Source organism: Robiginitalea sp. SC105 (assembly GCF_014243345.1).
Lineage (GTDB): Bacteria > Bacteroidota > Bacteroidia > Flavobacteriales > Flavobacteriaceae > Robiginitalea.
The window spans coordinates 958522-981905 of sequence record NZ_JACLZF010000001.1 but is presented as its reverse complement, the minus strand read 5'-3'; the positions used below and the strand labels follow the sequence as shown (position 1 = coordinate 981905).

The 23384-nt window shown below is 58.0% G+C and carries 16 protein-coding genes and 1 tRNA gene; 11 read left to right on the top strand and 6 right to left on the bottom strand.

The window, feature by feature from the left end; translation table 11 throughout:
- Positions 1-114: 114 nt before the first annotated feature.
- Together H7F20_RS04330 and H7F20_RS04325 are read left to right on the top strand one after the other, a co-directional pair.
- The gene (locus H7F20_RS04330) at positions 115-3027 is read left to right on the top strand and encodes a PEP/pyruvate-binding domain-containing protein (RefSeq protein ID WP_185784891.1); all 2913 of its coding nucleotides are present in this window, start codon (positions 115-117) and stop codon (positions 3025-3027) included.
- The gene (locus H7F20_RS04325) at positions 3024-4286 is read left to right on the top strand and encodes a serine hydrolase (RefSeq protein ID WP_185784890.1); all 1263 of its coding nucleotides are present in this window, start codon (positions 3024-3026) and stop codon (positions 4284-4286) included. Before H7F20_RS04330 ends, H7F20_RS04325 begins: the two co-directional genes overlap by 4 nt.
- On the opposite strand, the gene H7F20_RS04320 is transcribed toward H7F20_RS04325, so the two are convergent.
- Both H7F20_RS04320 and H7F20_RS04315 read right to left on the bottom strand, forming a co-directional pair.
- Complete coding sequence (locus H7F20_RS04320; RefSeq protein ID WP_185784889.1) at positions 4273-7083, bottom strand: Npt1/Npt2 family nucleotide transporter; 2811 nt, start codon at positions 7081-7083, stop codon at positions 4273-4275. The genes H7F20_RS04325 and H7F20_RS04320 overlap by 14 nt on opposite strands.
- A 25-nt stretch (positions 7084-7108) precedes the next feature.
- On the bottom strand, positions 7109-8008 hold the full coding sequence (locus tag H7F20_RS04315; RefSeq protein ID WP_185784888.1) for a serine hydrolase: 900 nt from the start codon (positions 8006-8008) through the stop codon (positions 7109-7111).
- Positions 8009-8372: 364 nt separating this feature from the next.
- On the opposite strand from H7F20_RS04315, the gene H7F20_RS04310 reads away from it, so the two are divergent.
- Complete coding sequence (locus H7F20_RS04310; RefSeq protein ID WP_185784887.1) at positions 8373-8558, top strand: CsbD family protein; 186 nt, start codon at positions 8373-8375, stop codon at positions 8556-8558.
- 153 nt (positions 8559-8711) lie between these two features.
- Positions 8712-9590 (top strand): copper resistance protein NlpE N-terminal domain-containing protein, encoded by an 879-nt coding sequence (locus H7F20_RS04305; protein WP_185784886.1) that lies wholly within the window; start codon positions 8712-8714, stop codon positions 9588-9590.
- Positions 9591-9635: 45 nt separating this feature from the next.
- On the opposite strand, the gene H7F20_RS04300 is transcribed toward H7F20_RS04305, so the two are convergent.
- A complete protein-coding gene (locus tag H7F20_RS04300; RefSeq protein ID WP_185784885.1) occupies positions 9636-10418 on the bottom strand; it encodes a DUF6090 family protein in 783 nt (260 codons plus the stop codon).
- Positions 10419-10787: 369 nt separating this feature from the next.
- Positions 10788-10869: transfer RNA gene (locus tag H7F20_RS04295), tRNA-Leu, on the bottom strand.
- 144 nt (positions 10870-11013) lie between these two features.
- On the opposite strand from H7F20_RS04295, the gene H7F20_RS04290 reads away from it, so the two are divergent.
- The 3 genes from H7F20_RS04290 to pth all read left to right on the top strand — a co-directional run bounded on the left by H7F20_RS04290 (position 11014) and on the right by pth (position 13353).
- Positions 11014-11955, top strand: a complete 942-nt coding sequence (locus H7F20_RS04290) for a ribose-phosphate pyrophosphokinase (protein ID WP_185784884.1) — start codon at positions 11014-11016, stop codon at positions 11953-11955.
- A gap of 21 nt (positions 11956-11976) precedes the next feature.
- On the top strand, positions 11977-12639 hold the full coding sequence (locus tag H7F20_RS04285) for a 50S ribosomal protein L25/general stress protein Ctc (RefSeq protein WP_185784883.1): 663 nt from the start codon (positions 11977-11979) through the stop codon (positions 12637-12639).
- Between the two features lie 147 nt (positions 12640-12786).
- Positions 12787-13353, top strand: coding sequence for an aminoacyl-tRNA hydrolase (pth, locus tag H7F20_RS04280; RefSeq protein ID WP_185784882.1), 567 nt, complete (start codon positions 12787-12789; stop codon positions 13351-13353).
- Here the strand turns inward: pth and H7F20_RS04275 are convergent, their stop codons facing one another.
- Complete coding sequence (locus H7F20_RS04275) at positions 13354-14037, bottom strand: hypothetical protein (RefSeq protein ID WP_185784881.1); 684 nt, start codon at positions 14035-14037, stop codon at positions 13354-13356.
- Entirely contained in the window at positions 14034-17825 is a 3792-nt protein-coding gene (locus H7F20_RS04270) for a reprolysin-like metallopeptidase (protein WP_185784880.1), read from the bottom strand. Before H7F20_RS04270 ends, H7F20_RS04275 begins: the two co-directional genes overlap by 4 nt.
- A gap of 50 nt (positions 17826-17875) precedes the next feature.
- Between H7F20_RS04270 and H7F20_RS04265 the strand changes: the two genes are divergently transcribed.
- The 4 genes from H7F20_RS04265 (at position 17876) to H7F20_RS04250 (ending at position 23374) form a co-directional block, all read left to right on the top strand.
- Positions 17876-18805, top strand: a complete 930-nt coding sequence (locus H7F20_RS04265; RefSeq protein WP_185785828.1) for a bifunctional riboflavin kinase/FAD synthetase — start codon at positions 17876-17878, stop codon at positions 18803-18805.
- Positions 18802-20133, top strand: a complete 1332-nt coding sequence (locus H7F20_RS04260; RefSeq protein WP_185784879.1) for an HTTM domain-containing protein — start codon at positions 18802-18804, stop codon at positions 20131-20133. The genes H7F20_RS04265 and H7F20_RS04260 overlap by 4 nt, the downstream gene beginning before the upstream one ends.
- Positions 20134-20201: 68 nt before the next feature.
- Complete coding sequence (serS, locus tag H7F20_RS04255) at positions 20202-21473, top strand: serine--tRNA ligase (RefSeq protein ID WP_185784878.1); 1272 nt, start codon at positions 20202-20204, stop codon at positions 21471-21473.
- A gap of 116 nt (positions 21474-21589) precedes the next feature.
- Positions 21590-23374, top strand: coding sequence for a tetratricopeptide repeat protein (locus H7F20_RS04250; RefSeq protein ID WP_185784877.1), 1785 nt, complete (start codon positions 21590-21592; stop codon positions 23372-23374).
- The last annotated feature ends 10 nt before the right edge of the window (positions 23375-23384 follow it).

The window sequence follows — 23384 nt, the reverse complement described above, 5'->3', positions numbered from 1 at the left end:
TTCCGGAAGTACAGGTTAAAAATGTTAAATTAAGGACGTCCGGGGACCTTTGATGCAGCCCAAGCCATATTCCCCCTTAACTTTGGCCCGAACGGCCATGTAAAAACCGCCCTGATGAAGTTAACCAGATTGCCGGGCCTGTGGGCCTTGCTTTTTCTCCTTCCGGCTACTGCCCAGCAGTTGGACAACGAGGCGGTCCGCGCGCTGGTCACCTCCTATAAAAATGATATCCGCGGCCCCTACCGGGACATCCGCTGGTTTTGTACAGACGGCAGCATCCGCGCCCCGAAAGACCCCTGTCCGGAAGAAATCGGCCCGGGTGTACAGCACGCGCGCTACAAGGAATCGGTTTTGGCCCTGGCGGCCTCCAACCAGGTCTACCTGGGGCAAATCCTCGCCTATTCGGACCGGGAGGCCTTCTGGGACCCTGAAGCCAACCATGCCCGTCTCAAGCAGTACCAGGTGGAGAAATACCTCAAGGGGATCGACGACGGGTGGATCTCCCGGAAAGGACAATACTACCGGGGCGCGATACAGGACGAGGACGAACAGGCCTGGGGGATCGGGTTCTACACCTGGCTGCTCGGCCGGGACGAGGTGGTCCGGGAAGAGTTTTTCCTGGTCCGCCAGTCCATGAAAGACGTGCCCCATTCGGGGGACGACAACCAGGCCCAGGCCATGCGGAGCCACTCCAAGGTGCTGGCCGACGCCTATCCGCCGTTCAGTGATTTGAGGGTAAAAATCCACGGACAGCCCGAACCGGCCGACCTCGCCGCCGTCGAAAAATTCCGGCAGGAGCATCGCTCCCGCCTCACTCCGGAACAACTGGCGGAAATCGACAAGTTGCTCCAGGTCATGCGGAAATTCTATGCCCCCCTGGACCCTTCAGATATCGCCCGGGGAATTCCCGGGGTAACCCACAAACCCACCCGGGAAGCCCTTGAAAATTTTGCAGCCGCCGCAGGCCCGCAGCAGCCCCTGGAAACAAGGCTGAAGTCCGCCGCGGAACTGCTGCTGCTGATCCGCGAAAACCTGCTGGAGGAAAATTCCCCCCAGGGCCGCCTGCAACTCCTGGATACCTCCCTGAAACTCGAATCCTTCCTCTTCAGCTACGCCTCCCAATGGGATACCCCCACCGTACAGGCCCTGCTCGAAAAGATCTGCTTCCTGGGCATGGCCGGTGCCGGCACCGGGCACCTGGAGCTCTGGGAATGGAACGAACTGGCCCCGGTACTGGCCCGGTTCGACCAGCAAAATGCCTCCCTGGGCGACCTGATGGAACAATTGCAACGCGCCCGCAGCGCCGTGGAATGGAGCTCGTCCATGGTAAAGGCGCATTATGGGCCCACAGCCGCCGTGTTTGCCGGGTTTGAACCCCTGTCTGCCGGCTTTATTGACGACAAGGTACGGGGATCCCTGGCCCTGCACCTGGGGTACGCAGTGGGGGAGCTGGGGAATTTTATCGCCCGGCGCTCCAGGCTGACCAACCAGGTGCTGGACCTCTCCAACCCCAGCACTGTCCGGGGCCTGAACCCGGGGTTTGCCTTCGGCGAACTCTCGGTGGTTTCCGGCAACCCGGAGGATGTGGAGGTGTCGCCGGACAAGATCTATATCTTCCAGCACCCACCTGCCGACCTGAAGCCGGTAGCGGGCATCGCCACCGTTTCCGAGGGGAACCTGGTGTCCCATGTACAACTGCTCGCCAGGAACCTGGGCATCCCCAATGCGGCGCTTTCGGGGCCCAACCTGGAGGAGTTGCGCAAATATGACGGGCAGCGCATCTTTTACGCGGTGACCGGCAAGGGGAACGTGATCATGAAACCAGAGGCCCGGATGACCCCGGCCGAACGCGCACTATTTGATAAACAGGTCCGCAGTACCGACCGGATCGCCGTGCCCGTGGACCGGATCCGGCTGGATGTGAACCAGGTGCTCGACATGCGGTCCGTGGACGCGGAGGACTCCGGGGCCCTGTGCGGCCCCAAGGCGGCCAACCTGGGCCAGCTCAAGAAGATGTTCCCCGACCAGGTGGTAGAAGGGCTGGTAATCCCTTTCGGAGTGTTCCGCTCGCATATGGAGCAACCCATGCCGGGGGCCGGTCAAAGCTACTGGGAATTCCTCGGCGCCATGTTCCGGCAGGCCGAAACGATGCGGGCCGGCAACATCCCCGAGGCGGAGGTGGAAAATTACCAGTTGCGGCAATTGGAGACGCTTCGGGAGGCCATCCGCAAGATGCCCCTGGACGAACAATTTGTGGATGGGCTGGAGACGGGGTTCCGGGACATCCTGGGCGGGCCCCTCGGCAGCGTACCGGTTTTCCTCCGCAGCGACACGAATATGGAGGACCTCAAGGACTTTACAGGGGCCGGCCTGAACCTGACGCTTTTCAACCAGGTGGATAAAACAGCCATCCTGGACGGCATCCGGGCTGTCTGGGCTTCCCCCTACACGGAGCGCAGCTTCAAATGGCGGCAACGCTACCTGCTGAACCCCGAAAACGTCTACCCCTCCATCCTGGTGATCCCCAGCGTGGACGTGGATTATTCCGGGGTGCTGATCACCAAGGGCGTGGTTTCCGGTGACCCGGAGGACCTGACGGTCGCATTCAGCCGGGGCGCCGGCGGCGCGGTGGAAGGCCAGGCGGCGGAATCCTACCTGCTGGGGCCCGACGGCAAATCCGTCCTGCTGGCGCCTGCCCGGGAAATTGCCTATAATACGCTTCCGGTCTCCGGCGGGACCCGGCGCAAATTCGCCACCTTTGAAACCCCCATCCTGAACCGGAGCAACCTGGATGCCATCCGGGAGCTGACCCGGATGGTGCGGGATCGCGTCCCGAGGGAAACGGGTACGGACTACCAGGGGGCCTACGATATTGAACTGGGCTTCCGGGAAAACAAGCTCTGGCTTTTCCAGATCCGGCCCTTTGTGGAAAACAAAAAAGCGCTGAGTTCCGACTACCTGGAATCCATAACGCCCAAAACCGACCCGAACCAAAAAATCCGCCTGGACCAGGCGCCCTCCCTATGAAACAGCCCTCAATCCTTGCCACATTCGGCCTTCTGCTGCTGCTCTGTACCACTGCCGGGTTTTATCCGATCGACGGCTATGAGCGTACCGGCATACAGCGCCTCCTCCGACTGGAGCGCACCCTGGAGCAGGAAGGCGCAGCCAAACTGGGCCTGCCGGCAGGCGCCATGCGTTCCTGGAAAGACATCTCCCTGACCCTGTCGGGCCGGGCCGGCGACAGCACCGCTGCCTTTATGGCCCCCACACCCGAATTCCAGAAAAAGTTCGACAACCTTTTCCGGGGCCTGGAACGAAGCTATTCTATCGCCATCCTCGATATCTCGGACCCGAACAACCCCCGCTACGCCGCCCGGAACGAAACGGCAGGCTACCAACCCGGAAGCGTCGGGAAAATCGCCGTCCTCCATGCCCTCTTTCAGCAGCTGGCAGCCATCTACCCGGACGATTTTACCAAGCGGACCGACTTGTTGCGGAGCAAATCCGTAAGGGCCGGGGCCTGGGGATTGACCGACGAACATACCATCCCCGTCTACAACCCGGAAAAGAACACCCTGATCAAGCGGCAGGTGATCGCCTCCGATGTGTTCACCCTCTATGAATGGACGGACCACATGATGTCCGTGAGCAACAATGGGGCGGCAAGCATCGTCTGGCGGGAAGCCCTGCTGATGGCGGCCTTCGGGGAGCGCTACCCGGAGCTGACCGAAGCCGAGGCCGAAGCGTGGTTCAAAGAAACCCCCCGCACCTCCATCACTGACCTGGCCATCGCGGTGGTCAACGAGCCCCTGCGCGCCCTGGGGATCGGGCAGGATGCCTGGAGACTCGGGAGCTTTTTCACCCGGGGGGCCAACAACTTTGTGGGCGATAAGGGGGGTAGCATCGGCACCCCGGCCGGGCTGATGCAATTCCTGATCCAGCTCGAACAGGGGCGCGTGATCGATACCGAGAGCAGCCTGGAAATGAAACGGCTCATGTACATGACCGACCGGCGGATCCGGTATGCGCAGTCCCCGGCCCTGAAAGAAGCAGCGGTATATTTCAAGTCGGGCAGCCTTTACAAATGCGACCGGGTCAAAAACCCGGATTGCGGGAAGTACATGGGGAACGTCTTCAACTACATGAATTCCGTTGCCATCGTGGAGCACCCGGACAACTGCCGGTACATCGTGGTATTGATGAGCAATGTGCTCGGCAAGAACTCCGCTTCCGACCACCTCTACCTGGCATCGGCCATCGACCGGATCGTCAGGGAGCAGTAGACGGCCGAAGGCGGTCCATCGTAACCCTCGCGGCCTCCCGAACCCGGGGCATGGGATACGCCTGCAACCCGTCCACCAGGTCCCGGTAGCGCCCGTCTTCGGTCACCTCGATCAGGCGGAGTACCGCGAGCACCAGTTTCTGGTCGCGCAATTCCAGCAACAGGCTGAAACATTCAAATTCCGTTGGGACCCGATGTTCGTACTGCTCCGGGATGCTGTCTGCGCCCCATTCCGGGGAGCCTTCTTCCAGGATGGGCAGAAGGCGGCGCCTGAGCGTACCGGTGAGGAGGTTGTCCAGGAATTCCAGGGAACGGCTGCGGTCGGAATCCCTGCTGCTGACCATCCCCTGGTAGGCGCGTTGCATATCGGCCACCGGGTATTTCAAACCGAGCAACCCGAATATGCGCTCCAGCCCCGCCTCCAGTCGGGACTCCAGCAGGTCCAGCAGGGCGGTCCGGTACTTTTTTTCTTCGGGGGTTACCGGGCCGCCACCCCTTCTGCGGTTGCGGTAGGACCCGATAATCTGGGAATGCATGGCGGTGAGGGTTTGCTGGTACAACCGGCATTCATCGTGGATGCGCCGGACCACCTTCATGCGGTCGAAACGGAGGTAGGGCCTGTCCGTGCGGATCGCCCCCAATGCCCGGACCACTTCCACCCGGATACCCAGGTCAAAGGCATCAAAGAGGCGGAAGAGCTGGTCCACCGCGGTCTGGGTCCCGAGTGCCTTGAACACATCGGGGATAAACCGGCAGGTTTCGAGTGACCATTTGCCGGTTCGCACCCCTTCGGCAATCAAAGGCGCGATCCCGGGGCCCAATACGGCCAGGGAATCCGTGGCAGCCTTCCGGTAGTCCTTTTGCGCCAACAGCCCCAAAAGCGGTTCCAGGAATTCCGTATCCATACTGAGCCCGGCCCCGGCAATTGCTACCTGTACCTGATCGGGCTGGTCCGAGGAGAGGGCCTTATGGAGCATGGGGTATCCGTCCCGGAAGGCAGCCGCCCCGATGCTCCTGAGCAAAAAGCTATTGACCTCCCCGGGGTCCGAAGCCGCCAGGGCCCTGCGGAGCCTGCCGTGCAGATCGAACTGGGAGGCGAGCTCCCGGTTGTCCCGGGCTTCGCGGCTCAGGGCCAGCAAGGCGCATTGGCGCAGGAGCGGATCCGGGTGTTCCAGGTATTTTTCGAAAAGGAAGCCCGGGCTCTGGTTGGCATGCAACAGGAGGAAGTCCACCACGGCCTGGGTCATGACCGGGTCCTGCTCAGCGAGCAATGCCGGTATGTTGGTGGGCATACTTTGGGGGTCCAGGTAGTAGAGGATGCGGATGGCCGCGGTGCGGATCGCCATGGAGGGATGGCCCAGGAGGGCCTGCACCTCTGTGGCCAGACGAGGATCCGGGTTCTCGGCAAGCTTGCCCAGCATATAAAGCCGCTGTTTCTCCTCCCCTGTCCGGAGCACCTGCCGCATGATCCCCAGCATGGAAGCTTTTTTTTGCCCTTTGCCGCGCCTTGCCGGGGCAGCTACGGCCATCCCGAGATTGTCGCGGAAAGCCTGGTAAAATGTTACGCGCACCTTGTATATCATCAATACCCATACCAAGGCCAGCAACAGGACCAACCCGACCACGTAGTAATTGTTCAGGTCCAGTCCGTTGATCATGCCGATCAGGAACAAGCCCGCTACCCCGGTCGCCAGGCTGTCCACCACGACATCGATAAAGTACTTGGTGCGCTGCTTCACCTCGAGGGGAAGCGGCAGGGCCAGCATCTCAAAGGCGCTTTTGTTTACGGATTGTTTGAGGATCCCGTCCAGTGCCTTGAGGACAATGACCACTGCAAGCTCCGGGAAAACAAAGAAGAGGGCCCCGGCCAGAAGGATCCCCGCGGGCAGTAAAAGCAGGGACCGACCTACCCCCCAGACCCCGACGATCCTCCGGGTCAGCAACAGCTGTATCCCCAGGGAAAGCAGGTTGAAACTCGAGAACCAGAACCCGAAAAAGGAAGCCAGCTCCTCCGGGTCTGCTATGGTGCGGGCGGCCAGGTCGCTGAACAAATAGTCAACGAGCTTGGCAACCAGCACCCCTACGGCCACAATCAGCGCGAGCAGGCTAAGATGGCGGGATGCGCGAATCTCCCGGATCGGGTTAAGGGCCACCCCCTTGCGTCGGTTCTCTTGCCGGAGGACGCCGAGGTTCCTGATCCGCGAATGCCAGATATTCTCAAAAAACAGCAAATTCAGGGACAGCAGGACCGCAGCGACCAGCACCACGGTAGACAGCCCGGCAGCGGCGGAAAGCAGGGAAGTGAGGTAGCCCCCCAGGATCCCCCCGGAAATCGCGCCGGCCCCGATGAATCCGAAAAGCCGCTTTGCTTCCCGCACGTTGAAAACAAGGTTGGCCAGCATCCAGAATTGGGAGGCCACCAGGATCCCGAAGAGGGATATCCAGATATAGAAAGCGTAAAGCCAGACCACCCCCATAGACCGGGTAAACAACAGGACCGCCAGTAAGACCAGGGCGCCCACCGAAAACCAGAGGGTCCCCCTAATGATCCGCTTCAGGCGGTAGCGCTTCAGGAGGCGCTGGTACCCGAGGGAACTCAGGATCGCCCCCAGGCAGGTCAGCAGGTAGGCAAGCGGCAGGTTTTCCGCCCCGAGTTCCGACAGGAAGAGGGAATTGATGGTGGGCTTGATCATCAGCAGCACGGCGATCGCCACAAAGATGTAGGTGAACATCAGCAGGGCGATCCGCCCTTCTCCCGGTCGTATCTGGAATATACGGCTGTAGAATTTTCCGCTCATCACTGTTTTTTAAGCCAGGTGGCCGTTACCGGGTGGCTGTGGTCCGCTTTAATACGGATTCCATGGGCCGCACCAGGTCGCGGGCAATCCGCTCCCCTTCCGGGTCATCGATCAGTGCCACCAGGATGTAGCGCCTGTCCCGGCTGGTCCCCCAGACCAGGGCCGAATCCGAATGATAGGTCCGCCAGGATCCGGATTTCCTGAAAATGCGCGCCCCCGGGGCAATAACGGTCAGCGTATTCACGAATTTATGGTGCAGTTCCGGTTTTTCCATAATCTGCAGCATCTGGGAGGAACGGCGCGGATCGATCAGCTGGCCGTAGGCCATCAGGTAGTAAAACCTGCAGACCTGGGAAGCCGTGGCAGCATGACTGAGGTTTTTGAGGGGTTCCCGGTTGGTGCCGCCCCCACTCCCGTAGCGCTTGCCAACCCAGAGGCCGCCTCCCTTGCTTTCGTCGTATAAGACATACCTGGGATCGGTCATAACGGCCTCTATCTTCTCGTATCCCAACAGGTCGATCAGCCGGGTGGATGCCTGGTTGTCGGATTTACTGATCATCAGCCGCATGTCCCGGCGGATGTCCCCGGACTCTGTGATTTCCTTCTTGTCGATCGCATCCATCACCGCGAGCAGGATGGCGATTTTGGGCAGGCTGGCAGCGTACATCATATGGTTTCCGTTAACCGACGCAAAACGGGGTTTCTCGGGATCCCGCAAATCTACCAGGCCGATGGCCATCTTTTTGTCCTGGACCAGCGATGACCATTCCGGGTGGGCAGAAACCTCCCGGTTGAGATGGGTGGCAAGCGCCTTGTCGGCCCAATGCTCCAGGGGCCTGAATGAATCGGTCTTCAACGGGAGTTCGGGCTGGGCCCTGAGGACGGTCCAGAGAAGTAAAAACGCAATCCCGAGATACTGCTTCATGAGCGGTTTGCTAGATGGGGCGAAATTATAAAATGCGCTGATCCGATATTGTTAAATATCAAGGTACGGCTTTTTGGCGTCCCGGCCCGGATTCATTGAACCGGAGGGGGTTCCGGAGGGGTGCGCCTGTTAAAAACCCGGGCGGCGTACTTTAATTAACGCGATTTTCCCTGAAAATTATACTGGTTGAAAGGAGGTTGCAGGGTCGGGGGTTATCTTCAAATCGGGTGGGTGGGGGATCCCTCACCAAAAAAACTTCTCTCAGTCCTATCAAGTCAATAATCCGGGCATCCGAACACGTCCTTTTGCCCAAAGAATGGTACATTATAGTGTAAAGCAATACGAACATTTAAAACACCATATTATGACGAATGAAGAAATGAAAGGAAAATGGAACCAGATCAAGGGAAAACTCAAACAGAAGTACGGGGACCTGACGGACGACGACCTGAAGTATTCCGAAGGTAAATTCGAAGAAATGCTCGGCCGCGTCCAGGAGAAAACCGGGAAGGCCAAAGAGGAACTCCGGAAGGAAATCTCCTCCTGGTAATATCCCCTGAATCCCCGAAACCCTTATCAAAAAAACCAGCCCCATCGGCTGGTTTTTTCATTTTGTGGTTCTTTCTTTAACCGGCAGGTATTTAAAAATAAAAATCGATTTGGTAACTTACCCGCTCCCCCGCCAAATGGTAACCTCATCCGAATGAAAAAATTCCTTGTCCTGCTTGTCACTGCCTGCATTACAGGCCTGGCCGGTTGCAAGCCCGATCCGAAAACCTCCAACGAGCAAATGGGGGAAAAAGAGATATCCGCAACCCCCGGCCCGGATACCAAACCCAGAGATGTCGAAGCCGCCGCGGCCCTCAGTGCCGACTCGACTTTTTCAAGCCAGGCTGCAGACGCCGCCCACAACAGCCGGATATCAGTCGACTGGGAGGGGACCTACCGGGGAACCCTGCCCTGCGCGGACTGCGACGCGGTGGATATCAGCATCACCCTTTTTGAAAGCGGGGACTTTACCCGCGACCGCACCTACCTGGGCAAATCGGAGGAACTGGTCACCGATAGTGGCACCTTTGCCTGGGACGATTCGGGAAGCCTCATCACCCTGACCCCGGAGGACGGGGCGGCCGTCCAATACCAGGTAGGGGAAAATGTCATCTTCAAACTGGACACCAATGGAAAGCGCTTTTCCGGCACGGATGCCGAAAAATACATGTTGCAGAAAAATTTCAACGATCCGGCAATCGAAGACATCAAATGGCAGCTCGTCGAATTGAGGGGGCAGGAAATAAACGTCCAGTCCAACCGGATACCGGGCCTGACCTTTCACAGTTCCCTGGGCCAGGTAACGGGCAACAACGGTTGCAACGTGTTTGTGGCGAGTTACTACCTCGCACCTGGGAACCGGGTTTCCTTCGGCCAAACCGCACAATCCCTCAAGGCCTGCCCGGACCGGGAGGTAGCCGACCAGTTGGGGCAGGTCCTTGCAAGTGCGGACAATTACACCCTCAAGGACGGGTTACTGAGCCTGAACCGCGCCCGGATGGCACCGCTTGCCCGGTTTCGTCCGGCAGATTGAGCGTCGGCTGAAGTTTTTCCGGTAGCGCAATATCCTTTTTGATGATCAGTCCGGTGCCGCCTCAGTTGCCCCGATTAATTGAACCAGTTCAATGGCCATATTCCGCGCACTGGCTGCCCAGATACAGTGATAATTGACTTCAAAGGCCAGGTACCTCAGGTGTCTTTCCACATCCTTCCGGTTACGGATCAGCAAAATAGGGTCCTCCATATCCGACACATCCAGCGTAAAGATTCCGTATTCATCCCTCAGAAAACGGGTTACTTCATTGGCCCATTCCTCGTGTTCCTCTATGGCATAGCCCTCGAGTCGTTGTCCCAGATACCGGTAATAATCCCCCAGCTTTCCTTTTAACTCCGGGTCCGGGATATTTGAAAAGGATCCGGTCGCATAGAGCTCGTTGATTACGGAGTGGTTGAATGCAGCCCCTCCGAAACCCCGCCCGAGCCAACAGAAGGATTGGATAACAAAACGGCGGTTAAGGGAATCGGGATAGGGACCCTTCCATATCTTGTGAATCCCGTCGTTCTCATCCGGGTTGGCTACCCACCGGATGTCTGTAAAAGCCGAATCGTTCAACCCCGCATGTTTCAAAAGGTAAAAAATTCCGTGAAGCCGGAATTTATTCACGGAAATGGTCGTGTCCAGGGAAGCGATATCATCCAATAGGGCCCCCTGAAGGTTCAGTAAATACGTTTTGAGCCGGTCCTCCTCCCGGCGGTTTTCATTCCAGTTATTCACCTGTAAGGCAATCAGGATGCCGAGTACTACCAAAAGCACTTCGCCTGCAGCATATAGCAGGTACTTGTGGACAGCACTGCGTTCCAACAGATTTCTGCGGATTTTACGTAAAAAAGCAAACATATTCCGGTCTTATACCCAGGAAACCAGGCTTTGAGCAGGTAGGGCAATCTTGCGACCCGCTTTGCGAAAAGTAGCCGAAAAAGGAGGAGTGGGAAATGATATCTGTCAGTAAGCGGGATTGCCTGCCTGGCGGCAAGCTTCCCTGCTCGCTCGCGCATGAAAATCAATAGGAAGAAGCCAAAACTTCGCAGTGGGATTGCTTGCCTGGCGGCAAGCTTCCCTGCTCGCTCGTTTTGAAAACCAAAAAAAGAAACGCTTCGCTTACTTTCAAAAAGAAAGCGAGCTTTCTTTTTGAAAGCCCGCTCACATTTCACCCTTTTTTTGGTTTATTCGTACCTCGGGTGGGAATCGAACCCACACTCCCGAAAGAACCGGATTTTGAATCCGGCGCGTCTACCAATTCCGCCACCGAGGCAATTTGCGGACTGCAAAACTATAAAATAATTTGTTCAGGCAGCCTAAAATATGCCGTATTTATGCTTTTGCGACTCAGATAATTGTGTAAATTTGCACCTCCTTTCTAACGAGGGAGTTAGCCATCACACCTAAAGTTGCTGTAATGTCGTATACGGTACCGGAACCCAAGATTTTTGCCTGCACCCAGAGTCAGGTCCTTGGAAAAGAAATCGCGCAGGCCTACGGGGCCGATTTGGGCAAGGTGATTTTTTCCCGGTACAGCGACGGCGAATTCCAGCCTTCCTTTGAGGAATCCATCCGCGGAGCGCGCATCTTTATCATTGGCTCCACCCATCCCGGGCCGGAGCACCTGATGGAAATGCTGTTGATGCTCGATGCAGCCAAAAGGGCCAGTGCCCGCCATATCACGGCAGTTATGCCTTATTTTGGCTGGGCGCGCCAGGACCGCAAGGACAAACCCCGGGTTCCCATCGCCGCCAAACTGGTGGCCAAGATGCTCGAAACGGCCGGCGCCACGCGGATCATTACGATGGACCTGCACGCGGACCAGATACAGGGCTTTTTCGAAAAGCCGGTAGACCACCTGTTTGCCTCTACCCTGTTCTTGCCCTACCTGAAAAAACTGAAGCTGGACAACCTGACCATCGCTTCCCCCGACATGGGAGGTTCCAAAAGGGCCTATGCGTATTCCAAGGCGCTGGAAAGCGACGTGGTGATCTGTTACAAGCAGCGGGCAAAGGCCAATGTGATCTCCCATATGGAGCTCATCGGGGATGTGGCCGACAAGAATGTAGTCCTGGTGGACGACATGGTGGATACGGCTGGTACGCTGACCAAGGCGGCCGATCTGATGATGGAGCGGGGTGCCAAAAGCGTGCGGGCTATTACCACCCACGGGCTGCTGTCGGGCAATGCATACGAGCGGATCGAAAAATCCCGTCTTGAGGAACTGATTATTACCGATTCCATCCCGGCGCGCCAAACCAGCCCGAAGGTCAAGGTGCTGGGTTGTGCGGAACTTTTTGCGGATGTCATGCACCGGGTACATCACAATACCTCCATCGCATCCAAATTTTTAATGTAGCATATTAATTCAATCTATATAATGAAGTCAATTACAATCAAAGGATCAGAAAGAGAAAGCGTGGGCAAGAAGGCTAGTAAGGCCCTACGTAATGCTGGAAAGGTCCCTTGCGTGGTATACGGAGGGGAAACGCCATTGCACTTTGCAGCAGATGAAATTTCGTTTAAGGAACTCGTTTACACCCCCAACGCCCATACCGTGGTAATTGAAATGGAAGGTGGCGGAAAAATCGATGCCGTGTTGCAGGACATTCAGTTCCACCCGGTAACCGACAGCATCCTCCACGTGGATTTCTACCAGCTGTTCCCGGACAAGGAAGTAACCATGAATATCCCGGTTCGCCTTTTGGGGAATTCCCCGGGGGTCCGTAACGGTGGACGACTGCTCTTCCGCAAGCGCAAACTGGTTATCCGCGCGCTGCCTAAGAACCTGCCGGATTTCTTCAATGTGGATATCTCCACCCTGAAGATCGGAGACCTGGTAGCTGTGGATACCCTGAAAAGCGATGAGTTTACCATCCTCCACCCGGATACCACCGTGGTGGTCCAGGTTAAGACGCAGCGGAAAGCGATCGTAATCGAAACGGACGAAGAGGACGAAGGACTGGAAGGAGAAGAAGCTGCTGTTGCAGAAGGAGCCGAAGGCGAAGGCGCCGAGGAACCGGCCGCAGAAGCCCAGGAATAATCCTCACAAAACCTTACGGGGGCATCCTTGCCGGCCAAACGCCGGTAAGGGTGCTTTTCGTATTTTAGGCCCAAACGGAAACAGGTGAAAAACTGGTTTTTTACAGGCTTATTCAGATCCCGGAACGCGCTCAAAGAAACAGACCCCATGAAGAAATTCCTGATAGCCGGCCTCGGCAATATTGGCGAGGAATACGCCGAAACCCGCCACAACATCGGATTTAAGATACTCGATTACCTGGCTGGGGAAGCCGGGTTTTCCTTTGAACCGGCCCGCCTGGGGGAAATCGGCACCTGTAAGGTCAAGGGGCGCTCCCTGCTCTGCCTGAAACCGTCCACCTATATGAACCGCAGCGGGCGGGCCGTGCAGTACTGGCTGGAAAAGGAAAAGATCCCGCTGGAGAACCTCCTGGTGGTTACGGACGACCTGAACCTTCCCTTTGGCACGCTCCGGCTGAAAACCAAGGGGAGCGACGGTGGGCACAACGGGCTCAGGGACATCCAGCAGGTGCTGGGTACAACCGCCTATAACCGGTTTCGCTTCGGGATCGGGGCGGAATTCGGAAAGGGCCAGCAGGTGGATTACGTGCTGGGCACCTGGGGTGAAGAAGAAAGGGAGGCCCTCGGGCCCCGCCTTAAACGCAGTGCAGCACTCATCAGGAGCTTTGCCCTCGCGGGGCCAAAAATCACCATGAACGAGTTCAATGGTTCCTGATCAGAGGACCCGGAAGGAGTAAACCCCGGATCGGGAGGTATTCCCCTCGGCGTCCCGGCTGAGGATTTCCCAGTAATATACCGTACCGGAGGCAACGCTCACCACCTGCGAATTCTGGGCGGCGCCCAGGGCACCAAAGAGCGGCAGGGCCGCCGCATCCGTGCCAAAGTAGAGCTCATAGCCCGCCAGGTCGCCATCTGCATCTGCCCCATCCCAACGCAGGATGATCTCGTCGTTTTCATCGGCTGTAACCGATTCGCCCGATAGGGGGTTCTTCAGCTGTGCGGGAAACGGGGGGTAGGACAGGGCGGATCCCGCATTGAAAAATTGCCAGGTGGTCCCGGCGGGGCCATCCTGCCCGGATTGGTTTCGCGCCACCACGTACCAGGAATATGCCGTACCCTTCTCCAGGACGAGGCTGGCATTGATCCCCGAGGTAATGATATTTTCGGTAACGTTGGTCTGTAAATTAGACACGGTAAGTTCGTAACGGACCGCATAGCGGGCCTCCTCCCACCGGAATTCCACCTCGCTCGTGGTCTCACTCCGGGAAATACCGGTGGTGCATTCCGAATTGTTTTCGGGATAGATCAGGCTGACTGCCTGCGGCACCTTGGGCGAATCATCGCTTCCGCAGGCCGCGAGCACCAGGGCCGCTATCACCGTGAATACTACCTTTTTCATTGTCGGAATAATTTGATCAACTGCACCCGGGAACCGGACTGCTCCAACCGGAGTATATACATTCCCGGTGGCAAAACGGGGAGGGCGAATCGCACTTCATGGTCCCGGGGCTGCCTGCGGGCCCGGAACACCAGCCTTCCCGCGGCATTGAAGAGTTGCGCCGTCAGCATCTCCTGCGTATCCGGCACATAGACGCCGATCTCGTCCACAAAAGGGTTGGGTGCGACGGTCATCTCCCCCGCATTGAAATAGGTGGCCTGGTAACTCCCCTTGCAGGATGGGATGGCCGTTACTTTCAAGTCGTTGGTGCCATCGGCCAGGTCCAGCCGGAGGCTGCCCGAACCGACCAGGCGATCCACCCCATTGAGGGAAACCACATAGGAAACAGCGCCGTCGAGGTCCAGGTTCAGGGCGGAACCGTCTGCCGAACGTCCCACCAGGACGCTCAGGGGTTCCGGGCTCGTAATGCGGATATCAAAGCACTGGGGCTCGTAGGTGATAGTGCCATTGGTGCCGGTGATGCAGGCCTGGTAACTCCCGGTTGCCAGGTTCCTGAATTCGTAGGAACTGTTGAAATCGGCCGTTTGGTCTATCCCGTTGCCCTGGAGGGTGACCGTGTAATCCAGGGCCTGGGAAGCCGTAATGCGGAGGGCCCCATCGTCCGTTCCCACGCATTTCTCCCCTGAAATAGCTATTTCGAACTGGTCGGGTGCAAACCGGTATACGGGGCATCCGTTGGCATCCACCACCGTACCGGCCGGGGTCCCCGGGCACAGGTCATCCCCGTCATCGAAAACACCATCGCCATCTGCATCGGGCCTGAACTGCCCTTCCACGCAAAGCTCCAGGTTAAAGACATTCAACGCACCCCCGTCGGCAGGGGCTGTATCCTCAACGGTCAGCACCCATTCCCCGAAACTCGATTCCCCGTTAAACGCATTCAGGGAGCCGACCGGCCGGACCAGGCCGGAGATGGCCGGGTTATTGCCGCAGGCAAAAGGCGGTGCATCCGCATCGAAGGTGGCGAGGATGTTGTTGGCTTCCGCACAGGAATTTGAAACGAGAGTCACCTCCGTACCGGCCGGGGAACGCAGGGTGATGATCAGGTCGGCCAGGTAGCTGTGGCTGAGGTCAAGGCTCACCCGTGCGCCGATGACGGGTCGGTCGTCCGCGAAGATTATGCTTGAGGTAATCGTGGGCGTGCCGGTGGCGGAGATGTTCACCGGGGTCCCCTGGGCGGACAGGGTTTTGCAATCGGTTGCAATGGTCCGGAAGGTCGATACGGCACCGAATGGGCCTTCCCCACAGCCATTCACCGGCCGGACCCGCCAGAAATAGGAGGTGTCGGGTAGCAGGTTTACAGGCCGGTATTCCGTACTGTAGACTTCCTGGTCAATTAATATCCCCGTAAAGCCCGCGTCCGTTGCGAGCTGGAGGCGGTAGGATGTGGCCTCGGGGGTCGCCTGCCATTGGAGGGCGGGTTCCAGGCTGGTATCCGTCGCTCCGTCGGCCGGGTTATCCAGGGACGGAAGGGTATATGACCCATCGGCCAGCCGCAATTGGAAGGGCAGGTTAAAGCTGCCCCCGGGCGCCGTCCCGCTGATCACCAGTGGATAGATCCCGGGAGTCACGGCAGCGGTATTTGTCATGGTCAGCAACAGGCCTGTGCCGTCTGCCTGCACCGTGGGGCTGCTGAAAGTGGCCCCCAGGCCGGGGGGCAGCCCAGAAATCCCAAGGGTTACCTCTTCATTGAAACCCCCAAAGGAGTTATAGGTGAAGGCAAACGTGCCGTCTGCGGGTTGGCAGGCCGATGCTTCCGGCTCCTGGGCAGAGAGTACAAAGGGCTGTTCGGTGATAGTGAAGTTCGCCCGGTTGACAGCAAAGAATATATTGTTGGAGGCCTTCACCATGAAACGGCCCGAAACCGTCGGCATCCCGGGCAACTGCACCTGTGCATTGCCGGTGTTTGGAACCCCGGAAGCCAGCAAGACGGGAAAATCCTGTCCCCCGTCCAGGGAGAGGTAAATGTCCACTTCCTGGCAATCGATGGGCCCCTGGTTGGTATCCCCGGTTTCCCAGGTAAGGGTCTGGATGCTCCCGCCCGCATAACTCTGGGCGCTTTGCTGGGAGAGGAAACGGAACGCATCGGACTGGTCGATCACCTGCACGGTGACCAGGTCGGATGCCACCTGACCGCCTCCCGGGGCATTATCCCGGACGGTCAATGCGAAATTCAGGTCGCGTTCGATCTCTGAAACGGTTTCCCATGCCGAGCCTGTTGCTGGGTTCACCTGGGTCAGATCCCCGGTTGCCACGCGGTTCAGGTTGGGAAAGTACCGGGTGGGTGCAGTGCCGGGCGGCAGGGAGCGGAAATTCGCCCCGCTGGGATTGGTCGGGCCGAAAGAAGCCGTGGTGACCACCCCATCGTCGATCTGCTCCCAGGCATAGGTCAGCACATCACCGACATCGGGGTCGGTGACCTGTGCCTCTAGCACAAAGGCGGTCCCGGCTGGGATAATATAGTCGGGGAGTGGGGTTACCACTGGGGGGCTGTTGGTGAGTGCAGCCTGGGACCCGCAGGAGGTGCCCGCTATGTATTGGGTTATCTGCACAATGCTGAAATAGTGGAAATAGTCATCTCCCTGCTGGGCCACATCATTTCCCTCCACAATGCCGGCATACCCCATGATCGTTGTCCCGGAGGCGGGTTCGGCCTGTACACCAGACCCCTCGGAGTCGAACGACCAGGTGTGGTTGGCCCCGAACTGGTGCCCCATTTCGTGGGCCACGAAATCCAGGTCAAACCGGTCGCCCTCCGGGGTAGGCGTCGCCGCATAGGCACTTCCTTTCCGGCCGTCGCTGCAAACCGCCCCAATAAATCCGGCATTCCCGGCTTCCGACCCCCTGTGGAACAAATGGCCGATATCATAGGAAGCGGAACCGATTTGGCTATCCAGGGTAGTCTGTACCTCCGAGCTGAAATTCCCCCCGAAAGGGTCTGTGGACGGGTCCGGATAAATTACCTGGTCGTTGGACGCGACCAGTTGCAGGCTGATGGCGAGGTCTGTTTCGAATACCTCGTTGATTCGTGTAAGCGTCGCATTGATGGCGGAAAGCGCCCCGCTTACCGTGCCCCCGTGGTAGGTGGTGTACTCCCCGGTGGCAGCCACGGCCAGGCGGTAGGTGCGCAGGAGCTGGTCGTCCACGAGTTTCGCGGCCGGCCCGGCTGCCGGTTTGGCGAATTCCCTCAGGGACTGGGTACCGCACTTCCAGGCAGAGGGAAGCGCCTCCTTCTGATCCCTTTTAAAGAGCAGGTACTCCCGGTTACCGCCCGGGACCTTCTCCAGGAACCCAGAATCGTCCCTGCCCGGTTCACTGATCATCCCCTGGAACCCAGAAGGCGACAAACTGAAGCGGATGCGCCTGCCGGGTAGTGCCGAACTGGTCCCGAGATAGGAACGGATATCCGGGTAACGCCTCTGCAGTTCGGGTGCCATGACTGACCGCTCGGTAACCCGGTACGGCTGCAGTTTCCCGTTGGCATCCGGAAAATAAATCCGTACGGTGGCCCCTGGCCGGCCCTGCAGCGGGGCCAGCGCCTGCCGCAGTCCCTCCTCATCGAGGATAAAGGCTTTCCCCTGCCGGGGTTCCAGCTCTTCCCCCGAGGCAGTCAGCCTCCCTTGGGCAGTGGTTTCCGATTGCCAGAATCCAGGCGTTTCCTGGGCAATCGAACAAAAGCTGAGCAAGAATATGGCAATTGAAAAAACAAGACGTAGATTTGTCTTCATTCAAGGGGCTTTGCAGCGCTAAAAATACGCTTTTTTATTATTTTGATTCCGTGATAACCGTCCGAGGTCTTTCAGAATACCGAATAGAGCGACCCAGTGTGGTTACCATCGGCACCTTCGATGGTGTCCATATAGGGCACCGGAAAATACTCAGCCGGCTGACGGTTTATGCAGCTACCCACAATATGCAGGCCACGCTGCTCACCTTCTTTCCCCATCCCCGGATGGTGCTGCAGAAAGACAGCGGCCTGAAACTGCTCAACACCATAGAGGAAAAATCGGATATCCTGGAGGAAATCGGCCTGGACTGCCTGGTCATCCACCCCTTTACCCTTCGTTTTTCCCGCCTCACCGCAACGCGCTTTGTCCGGGAAATGCTAGTTGAAAAACTCCATACCAAAAAAATCATCATCGGTTACGACCACCGCTTCGGCCGCAACCGGACGGCCAATATCCAGGACCTGGAAGCCTTCGGCAATTTGTTCGACTTCAGCGTGGAGGAAATTTCGGCCCAGGAGGTGAACGAGGTCTCGGTGAGTTCCACCAAGATCCGGAAAGCCCTGGAAATCGGCGACCTGAAAACGGCCAACGAATTCCTGGGATATCCCTATATGCTATCGGGGACCGTGAAGCGCGGCAAGGGCCTGGGCCGCACCCTGGGTTTCCCCACCGCCAACCTGCGGATCGATGCCGACTACAAGCTAATCCCCGCATCCGGCGTATATGCCGTATCCTGCCAGCTGGATGGGAAAAAAGTATACGGGATGATGAACATCGGGTCCAACCCCACGGTGGACGGGACGGGCCAGCATATCGAGGTCCATTTCTTTGAGCTGGACCGCGACCTGTACGACCTGCCCCTGCGGGTCAACCTCCTGGCGCGCCTCCGGGACGAACGAAAGTTCGATTCCCTTGAATTCCTTAAAAAACAACTGGAGCAGGACCGGGAGGATGCCCTCCGCGCAATCCGGGAACTATGATGGGGCGTCTGCTTTACGGCCGGATGGATAACAGCCCCCTGGTCCTTTTCAGGATGTTCTTCGGGATATTGCTAGCCCTGGAGTGTTTCGGCGCGATAGCTACAGGCTGGGTCCGCCGCTACCTGGTTGAGCCGGATTTCACCTTTACCTTTATCGGATTTGAATGGCTGCAGCCCCTGCCGGGGCCCGGCATGTATATCTACTATGCCTTTATGGGATTGCTGGGGATCGCCATCGCCCTGGGATTCCGGTACCGGCTCAGCATGGTCCTCTTCACCCTGCTCTGGACCGGCACCTACCTCATGCAGAAAACCGCTTACAACAACCACTATTACCTGCTGATCCTCATTTGCGGCATGATGTGTTTCCTGCCGGCCCACCGGGCGCGTTCCCTGGATGCAAAGCGACTGCCGCAGAAACGGTCGGACACCATGCCGGCGGCCGTCAAATGGGTGGTCGTACTGCAATTGCTGATCGTATACACCTATGCCGCCGTTGCCAAGATCTACGACGACTGGCTCGATTTTAGTTTTATCGGCCTGCTGATGGAGGGCCGGGCGGATTACCCGGTTATCGGTCCCCTCCTGCAGGACCCGTGGGTCCACAAGGCAATCGGGTTTTTTGGCATTGCCTTTGATTTCCTGGTGGTCCCCTTGCTGCTTTGGAAAAAAACCCGCAAGTGGGCCTTTGCCGCTTCCATATTTTTCCACCTCTTCAACTCCATCGTTTTCCAGATCGGGATATTCCCTTACCTGTCCCTGGCCTTTACCGTCTTCTTTTTCGAACCTGAGAAAATCCGCAGGATCTTCTTCCCATCCAAGCCCCGGCCCGCGGAGGAACCGCCCCGCCGCCCCTCCTATGCGCGACCGCTGATGGCACTGGCGGTGGTTTATTTTGTCTTGCAACTGGTCCTGCCGCTGCGCCACCACCTGATCGCGGGAGATGTCCTGTGGACGGAGGAAGGCCACCGGATGAGCTGGCGTATGATGCTCCGCAGCCGGATTGGCAATACCCATTTCCGCGTGGTGGACAAGGCCACCGGGATCAGCGAACCCGTACAGTTGGAGCACTACCTGACCAGCCAACAGCGCAGGAAGGTGACGGCTTACCCGGATTTTATCTGGCAGTTTGCCCAGCACCTGAAAAAATCCTATGCCCGGCAGGGCAGGGAAATATCCGTCTATGCCAGGGGCTACCTGCAGATCAACCGACAACCGAGCGCCCCTTTAATCGATCCCGAAGTAGACCTGGCTGCCGAACCCTGGGATCCATACCGTCACCACCCGTGGATCCTCCCCGCGCCCTGGGAAGAGTCGTCCGGGCAGTAACCCCGGACCGGGCCGTTGGCGCATTACAACTTTTAACCCTAAATTTGCAGCTTAAAATCGCGCGGAATATGTTGCCACTGAACACCATTCGGGAAAATGCGGATACCCTTGTCAGGGCCCTTGCCAAAAGGGGCCTCGACGCCCAGCCGATGATCGATGAGGTCCTGGAACTTGACCAGCAGCGGCGCGATGTGCAGACCCGCCTGGATGCGACCCTGGCCGAAGCCAACCAGCTCTCCAGGGAAATCGGCAACCTGTTCAAAACGGGCAAGGCCAAAGAAGCGCAGGAACTGAAGGCCCGGTCCGGCGAATTGAAGGAATTGTCCAAAGAACTCAGCGAGGCCTTGAATACTGCGGCCGAGGCCCTGCAACAGGCCCTGTACCAACTGCCGAACGCCCCCCACGACCTGGTCCCGGCCGGGAGCAGTGAGACGGACAACGAGGTGGTGTTCCAATCGGGCGAAACAACCGCAGCAGGGGGCGAGGCGCTCCCGCATTGGGAACTGGCCGCCAAATACAACCTGATCGATTTTGAACTGGGGGTGAAGATTACGGGTGCCGGGTTCCCGGTATACAAGGGCAGGGGCGCCAGACTGCAACGCGCACTGATCAGCTATTTCCTGGACCGCAATACGGAATCCGGTTACGAGGAAGTACAGGTGCCCCACCTGGTCAACGAGGCTTCGGGCTACGGCACGGGGCAGCTGCCCGACAAGGAAGGGCAGATGTACGAACTCCGCGACGACAAGCTGTTCCTGATCCCGACGGCCGAAGTGCCGGTTACCAATATGCTGCGCGACGTAATCGTGGAACGGGCCCAGCTGCCGCTCCGGTACACGGCCTATACCCCCTGTTTCCGGCGTGAAGCCGGGAGTTACGGGGCCCATGTCCGCGGCCTCAACCGGCTGCACCAGTTCGACAAGGTGGAGATTGTCCGCGTGGAGGAACCCGCAAATTCCTATCAGGCCCTGGACGAGATGGTGGCGCATGTCAAGGCCCTTTTGGAATCCCTGCAGCTTCCCTACCGCATATTGCGCCTCTGCGGGGGCGACCTTGGGTTTACTTCGGCCCTGACCTACGATTTTGAGGTGTGGTCCGCCGCCCAGGAGCGCTGGTTGGAAGTGAGTTCGGTCTCCAATTTTGAAGCCTTCCAGGCCAACCGCCTGAAACTCCGGTACCGGGATGCCAACAACAAACCGCAACTGGCGCATACCCTCAACGGCAGTGCCCTTGCCCTGCCGCGCATCCTTGCCTGTATCCTGGAGGATTACCAGGAAGCCGAAGGCATCCGCATCCCGGACGTCCTGGTACCCTATACCGGCTTCGACCGGATCGGCTGATCCCCCGCCCCCCGGGGCACTCCCGGGTAAAGCTGGATGGTCCGGGCAAATTACTTTGAAAAGCAGGGGTTGGACGACCCGCGGTATTACTTTGTATCTTTGTGAAAAACCCCGCAATGAAACTGTTTCTTTGCTGCCTCCTGATGCTTTGCCTCCCGGCTGTCCGGGCCCAGGAAGATTTCCTGGCTAAGCAGTATTTTAACGACGGGGCCTTTGACAAGGCGGTGGTCTATTACGAGAAACTGGCCGAAAACAACCCCAGGCGGACGGATTACACGGAAGGACTGGTCCTTTGCTACCACCAGTTGGAGGCCTATGACAAAGCCATCGCGTTCCTTCAGAAACGACTGGAGGAGGGCAATGCCTACCCTACCCTGCTCATCGACATGGGGTATACCTACCTGCTCAAGGACGAACCAGAGGAGGCAGACAAATGGTACCTGCAGGCCCTGGAAACCATAGAGGGCAACCCGAATTTCGGCTACGGCATCGGCTTCAAGTTTCAGCGGTACACCTTGCTGGACTATGCGCTTCAGGCCTATTCCAGGGCCATGGAACTCAACCCGGAACTCGATTTTAATTTTCAGATTGCCCGTATTTACGGGGAACAGGGCCGGATAGCCGAAATGTTCGACGCCTATATGGACCTGTTGCAACAGCGCGGATCGGCCAAGGCGAACGTCCTGAGGGTCCTGGAGTCTTTTATCAGCCCGGACCCCGATGCGGACAACAACCAGCTCCTCAGGCGGGTGTTGCTTACCCGAGCCCAGAGGGACCCCGATCCGCTCTGGAACGAAATGCTGAGCTGGCTCTACCTGGAGCAGGGCCAGTTTGCCAATGCCTTCAACCAGGAAAAGGCCATTTACAGGCGGGTCCCTGAAGCCCGGCTGGAGCGGATGGTCAACCTCGGGAGGAGTGCCGAGGAGGCCGGGGCCCTGGATGCGGCTGTTTCTGCCTTTGAATTTGTAGTAGCCGAAAGCAATGACCCGGTAACCCGCCTGAACGCCAGGCTCCACCTTATCGATATCGCCCTGGAGCGCGAACCGGAAAAAAACCTCGGGGTGGCCCGGAAGGAATACGAAAAACTGATGGAGGAGTACGGTTACGCCTCGGCTACGCTGCAATTGCAGGTGGCCTACGCCAAGTTCCTGGCCTTCCGGCAGGGCGAGCCGGAAAAAGCCGTTCGGGTCCTGAAGTCGAGCCTGGACCTTCCCCTGTCCAATTACGCCGAAGGCTACGTCAAGCTCAGCCTCGGGGACATCCTTGTCTTTGACCAGCGTTTCAACGAGGCCCTCATCCTGTTTTCGCAGATACAGAAGCTGCTTAAAAACGATGTGATGGGGCAGCAGGCGCGCTTCAAGGTTGCCCAGACCAGTTTTTACAAGGGGGATTTTGACTGGGCGCTTACCCAGCTGAAAGTCCTGAGGAATTCTACCTCCCAGCTCATTGCCAATGACGCCATGCAGCTGAGCCTGATCATTTCGGACAACTCCCTGGAAGATTCCACCCAGACCGCCCTGCGCAAATACGCCCGGGCCGACCTCCTGGCCTACCAGCAAAAAAGCAATGAAGCCCTGCAGGCCCTGGAAGAAATCCTCACCAACCACAAAGGGGAAAAAATTGAAGACGAGGCCCTGCTGATGCACGGCCGTTTGCTGGAGCAGGCGGGGGACTATACGGGTGCCCTGCTGAGTTATCGCAAAATTGTGGAGTTCTTCGGGCAGGATATCCTGGCAGATGATGCCCATTTTGCCATGGGCGAACTCTACCGCACCCGCCTGGATGACCCGGCCAAGGCGATGGAACACTACCGGGAAATCATCTACCGTTTTCAGGACAGTTATTTTTTCCCGGAAGCGCGCAAACTTTTCCGGATGCTTCGGGGCGACCCTGTCAATTGAAGTTTCCGGA

Bases quoted from the DNA above. Each gene is read 5' to 3' on its own strand.
- H7F20_RS04330 (WP_185784891.1), top strand. From the start codon at position 115: ATGAAGTTAACCAGATTGCCGGGCCTGTGGGCCTTGCTTTTTCTCCTT.
- H7F20_RS04325 (WP_185784890.1), top strand. From the start codon at position 3,024: ATGAAACAGCCCTCAATCCTTGCCACATTCGGCCTTCTGCTGCTGCTC.
- H7F20_RS04320 (WP_185784889.1), bottom strand. From the start codon at position 7,083: ATGAGCGGAAAATTCTACAGCCGTATATTCCAGATACGACCGGGAGAA.
- H7F20_RS04315 (WP_185784888.1), bottom strand. From the start codon at position 8,008: ATGAAGCAGTATCTCGGGATTGCGTTTTTACTTCTCTGGACCGTCCTC.
- H7F20_RS04310 (WP_185784887.1), top strand. From the start codon at position 8,373: ATGACGAATGAAGAAATGAAAGGAAAATGGAACCAGATCAAGGGAAAA.
- H7F20_RS04305 (WP_185784886.1), top strand. From the start codon at position 8,712: ATGAAAAAATTCCTTGTCCTGCTTGTCACTGCCTGCATTACAGGCCTG.
- H7F20_RS04290 (WP_185784884.1), top strand. From the start codon at position 11,014: ATGTCGTATACGGTACCGGAACCCAAGATTTTTGCCTGCACCCAGAGT.
- H7F20_RS04285 (WP_185784883.1), top strand. From the start codon at position 11,977: ATGAAGTCAATTACAATCAAAGGATCAGAAAGAGAAAGCGTGGGCAAG.
- pth (WP_185784882.1), top strand. From the start codon at position 12,787: ATGAAGAAATTCCTGATAGCCGGCCTCGGCAATATTGGCGAGGAATAC.
- H7F20_RS04275 (WP_185784881.1), bottom strand. From the start codon at position 14,037: ATGAAAAAGGTAGTATTCACGGTGATAGCGGCCCTGGTGCTCGCGGCC.
- H7F20_RS04270 (WP_185784880.1), bottom strand. From the start codon at position 17,825: ATGAAGACAAATCTACGTCTTGTTTTTTCAATTGCCATATTCTTGCTC.
- H7F20_RS04260 (WP_185784879.1), top strand. From the start codon at position 18,802: ATGATGGGGCGTCTGCTTTACGGCCGGATGGATAACAGCCCCCTGGTC.
- serS (WP_185784878.1), top strand. From the start codon at position 20,202: ATGTTGCCACTGAACACCATTCGGGAAAATGCGGATACCCTTGTCAGG.
- H7F20_RS04250 (WP_185784877.1), top strand. From the start codon at position 21,590: ATGAAACTGTTTCTTTGCTGCCTCCTGATGCTTTGCCTCCCGGCTGTC.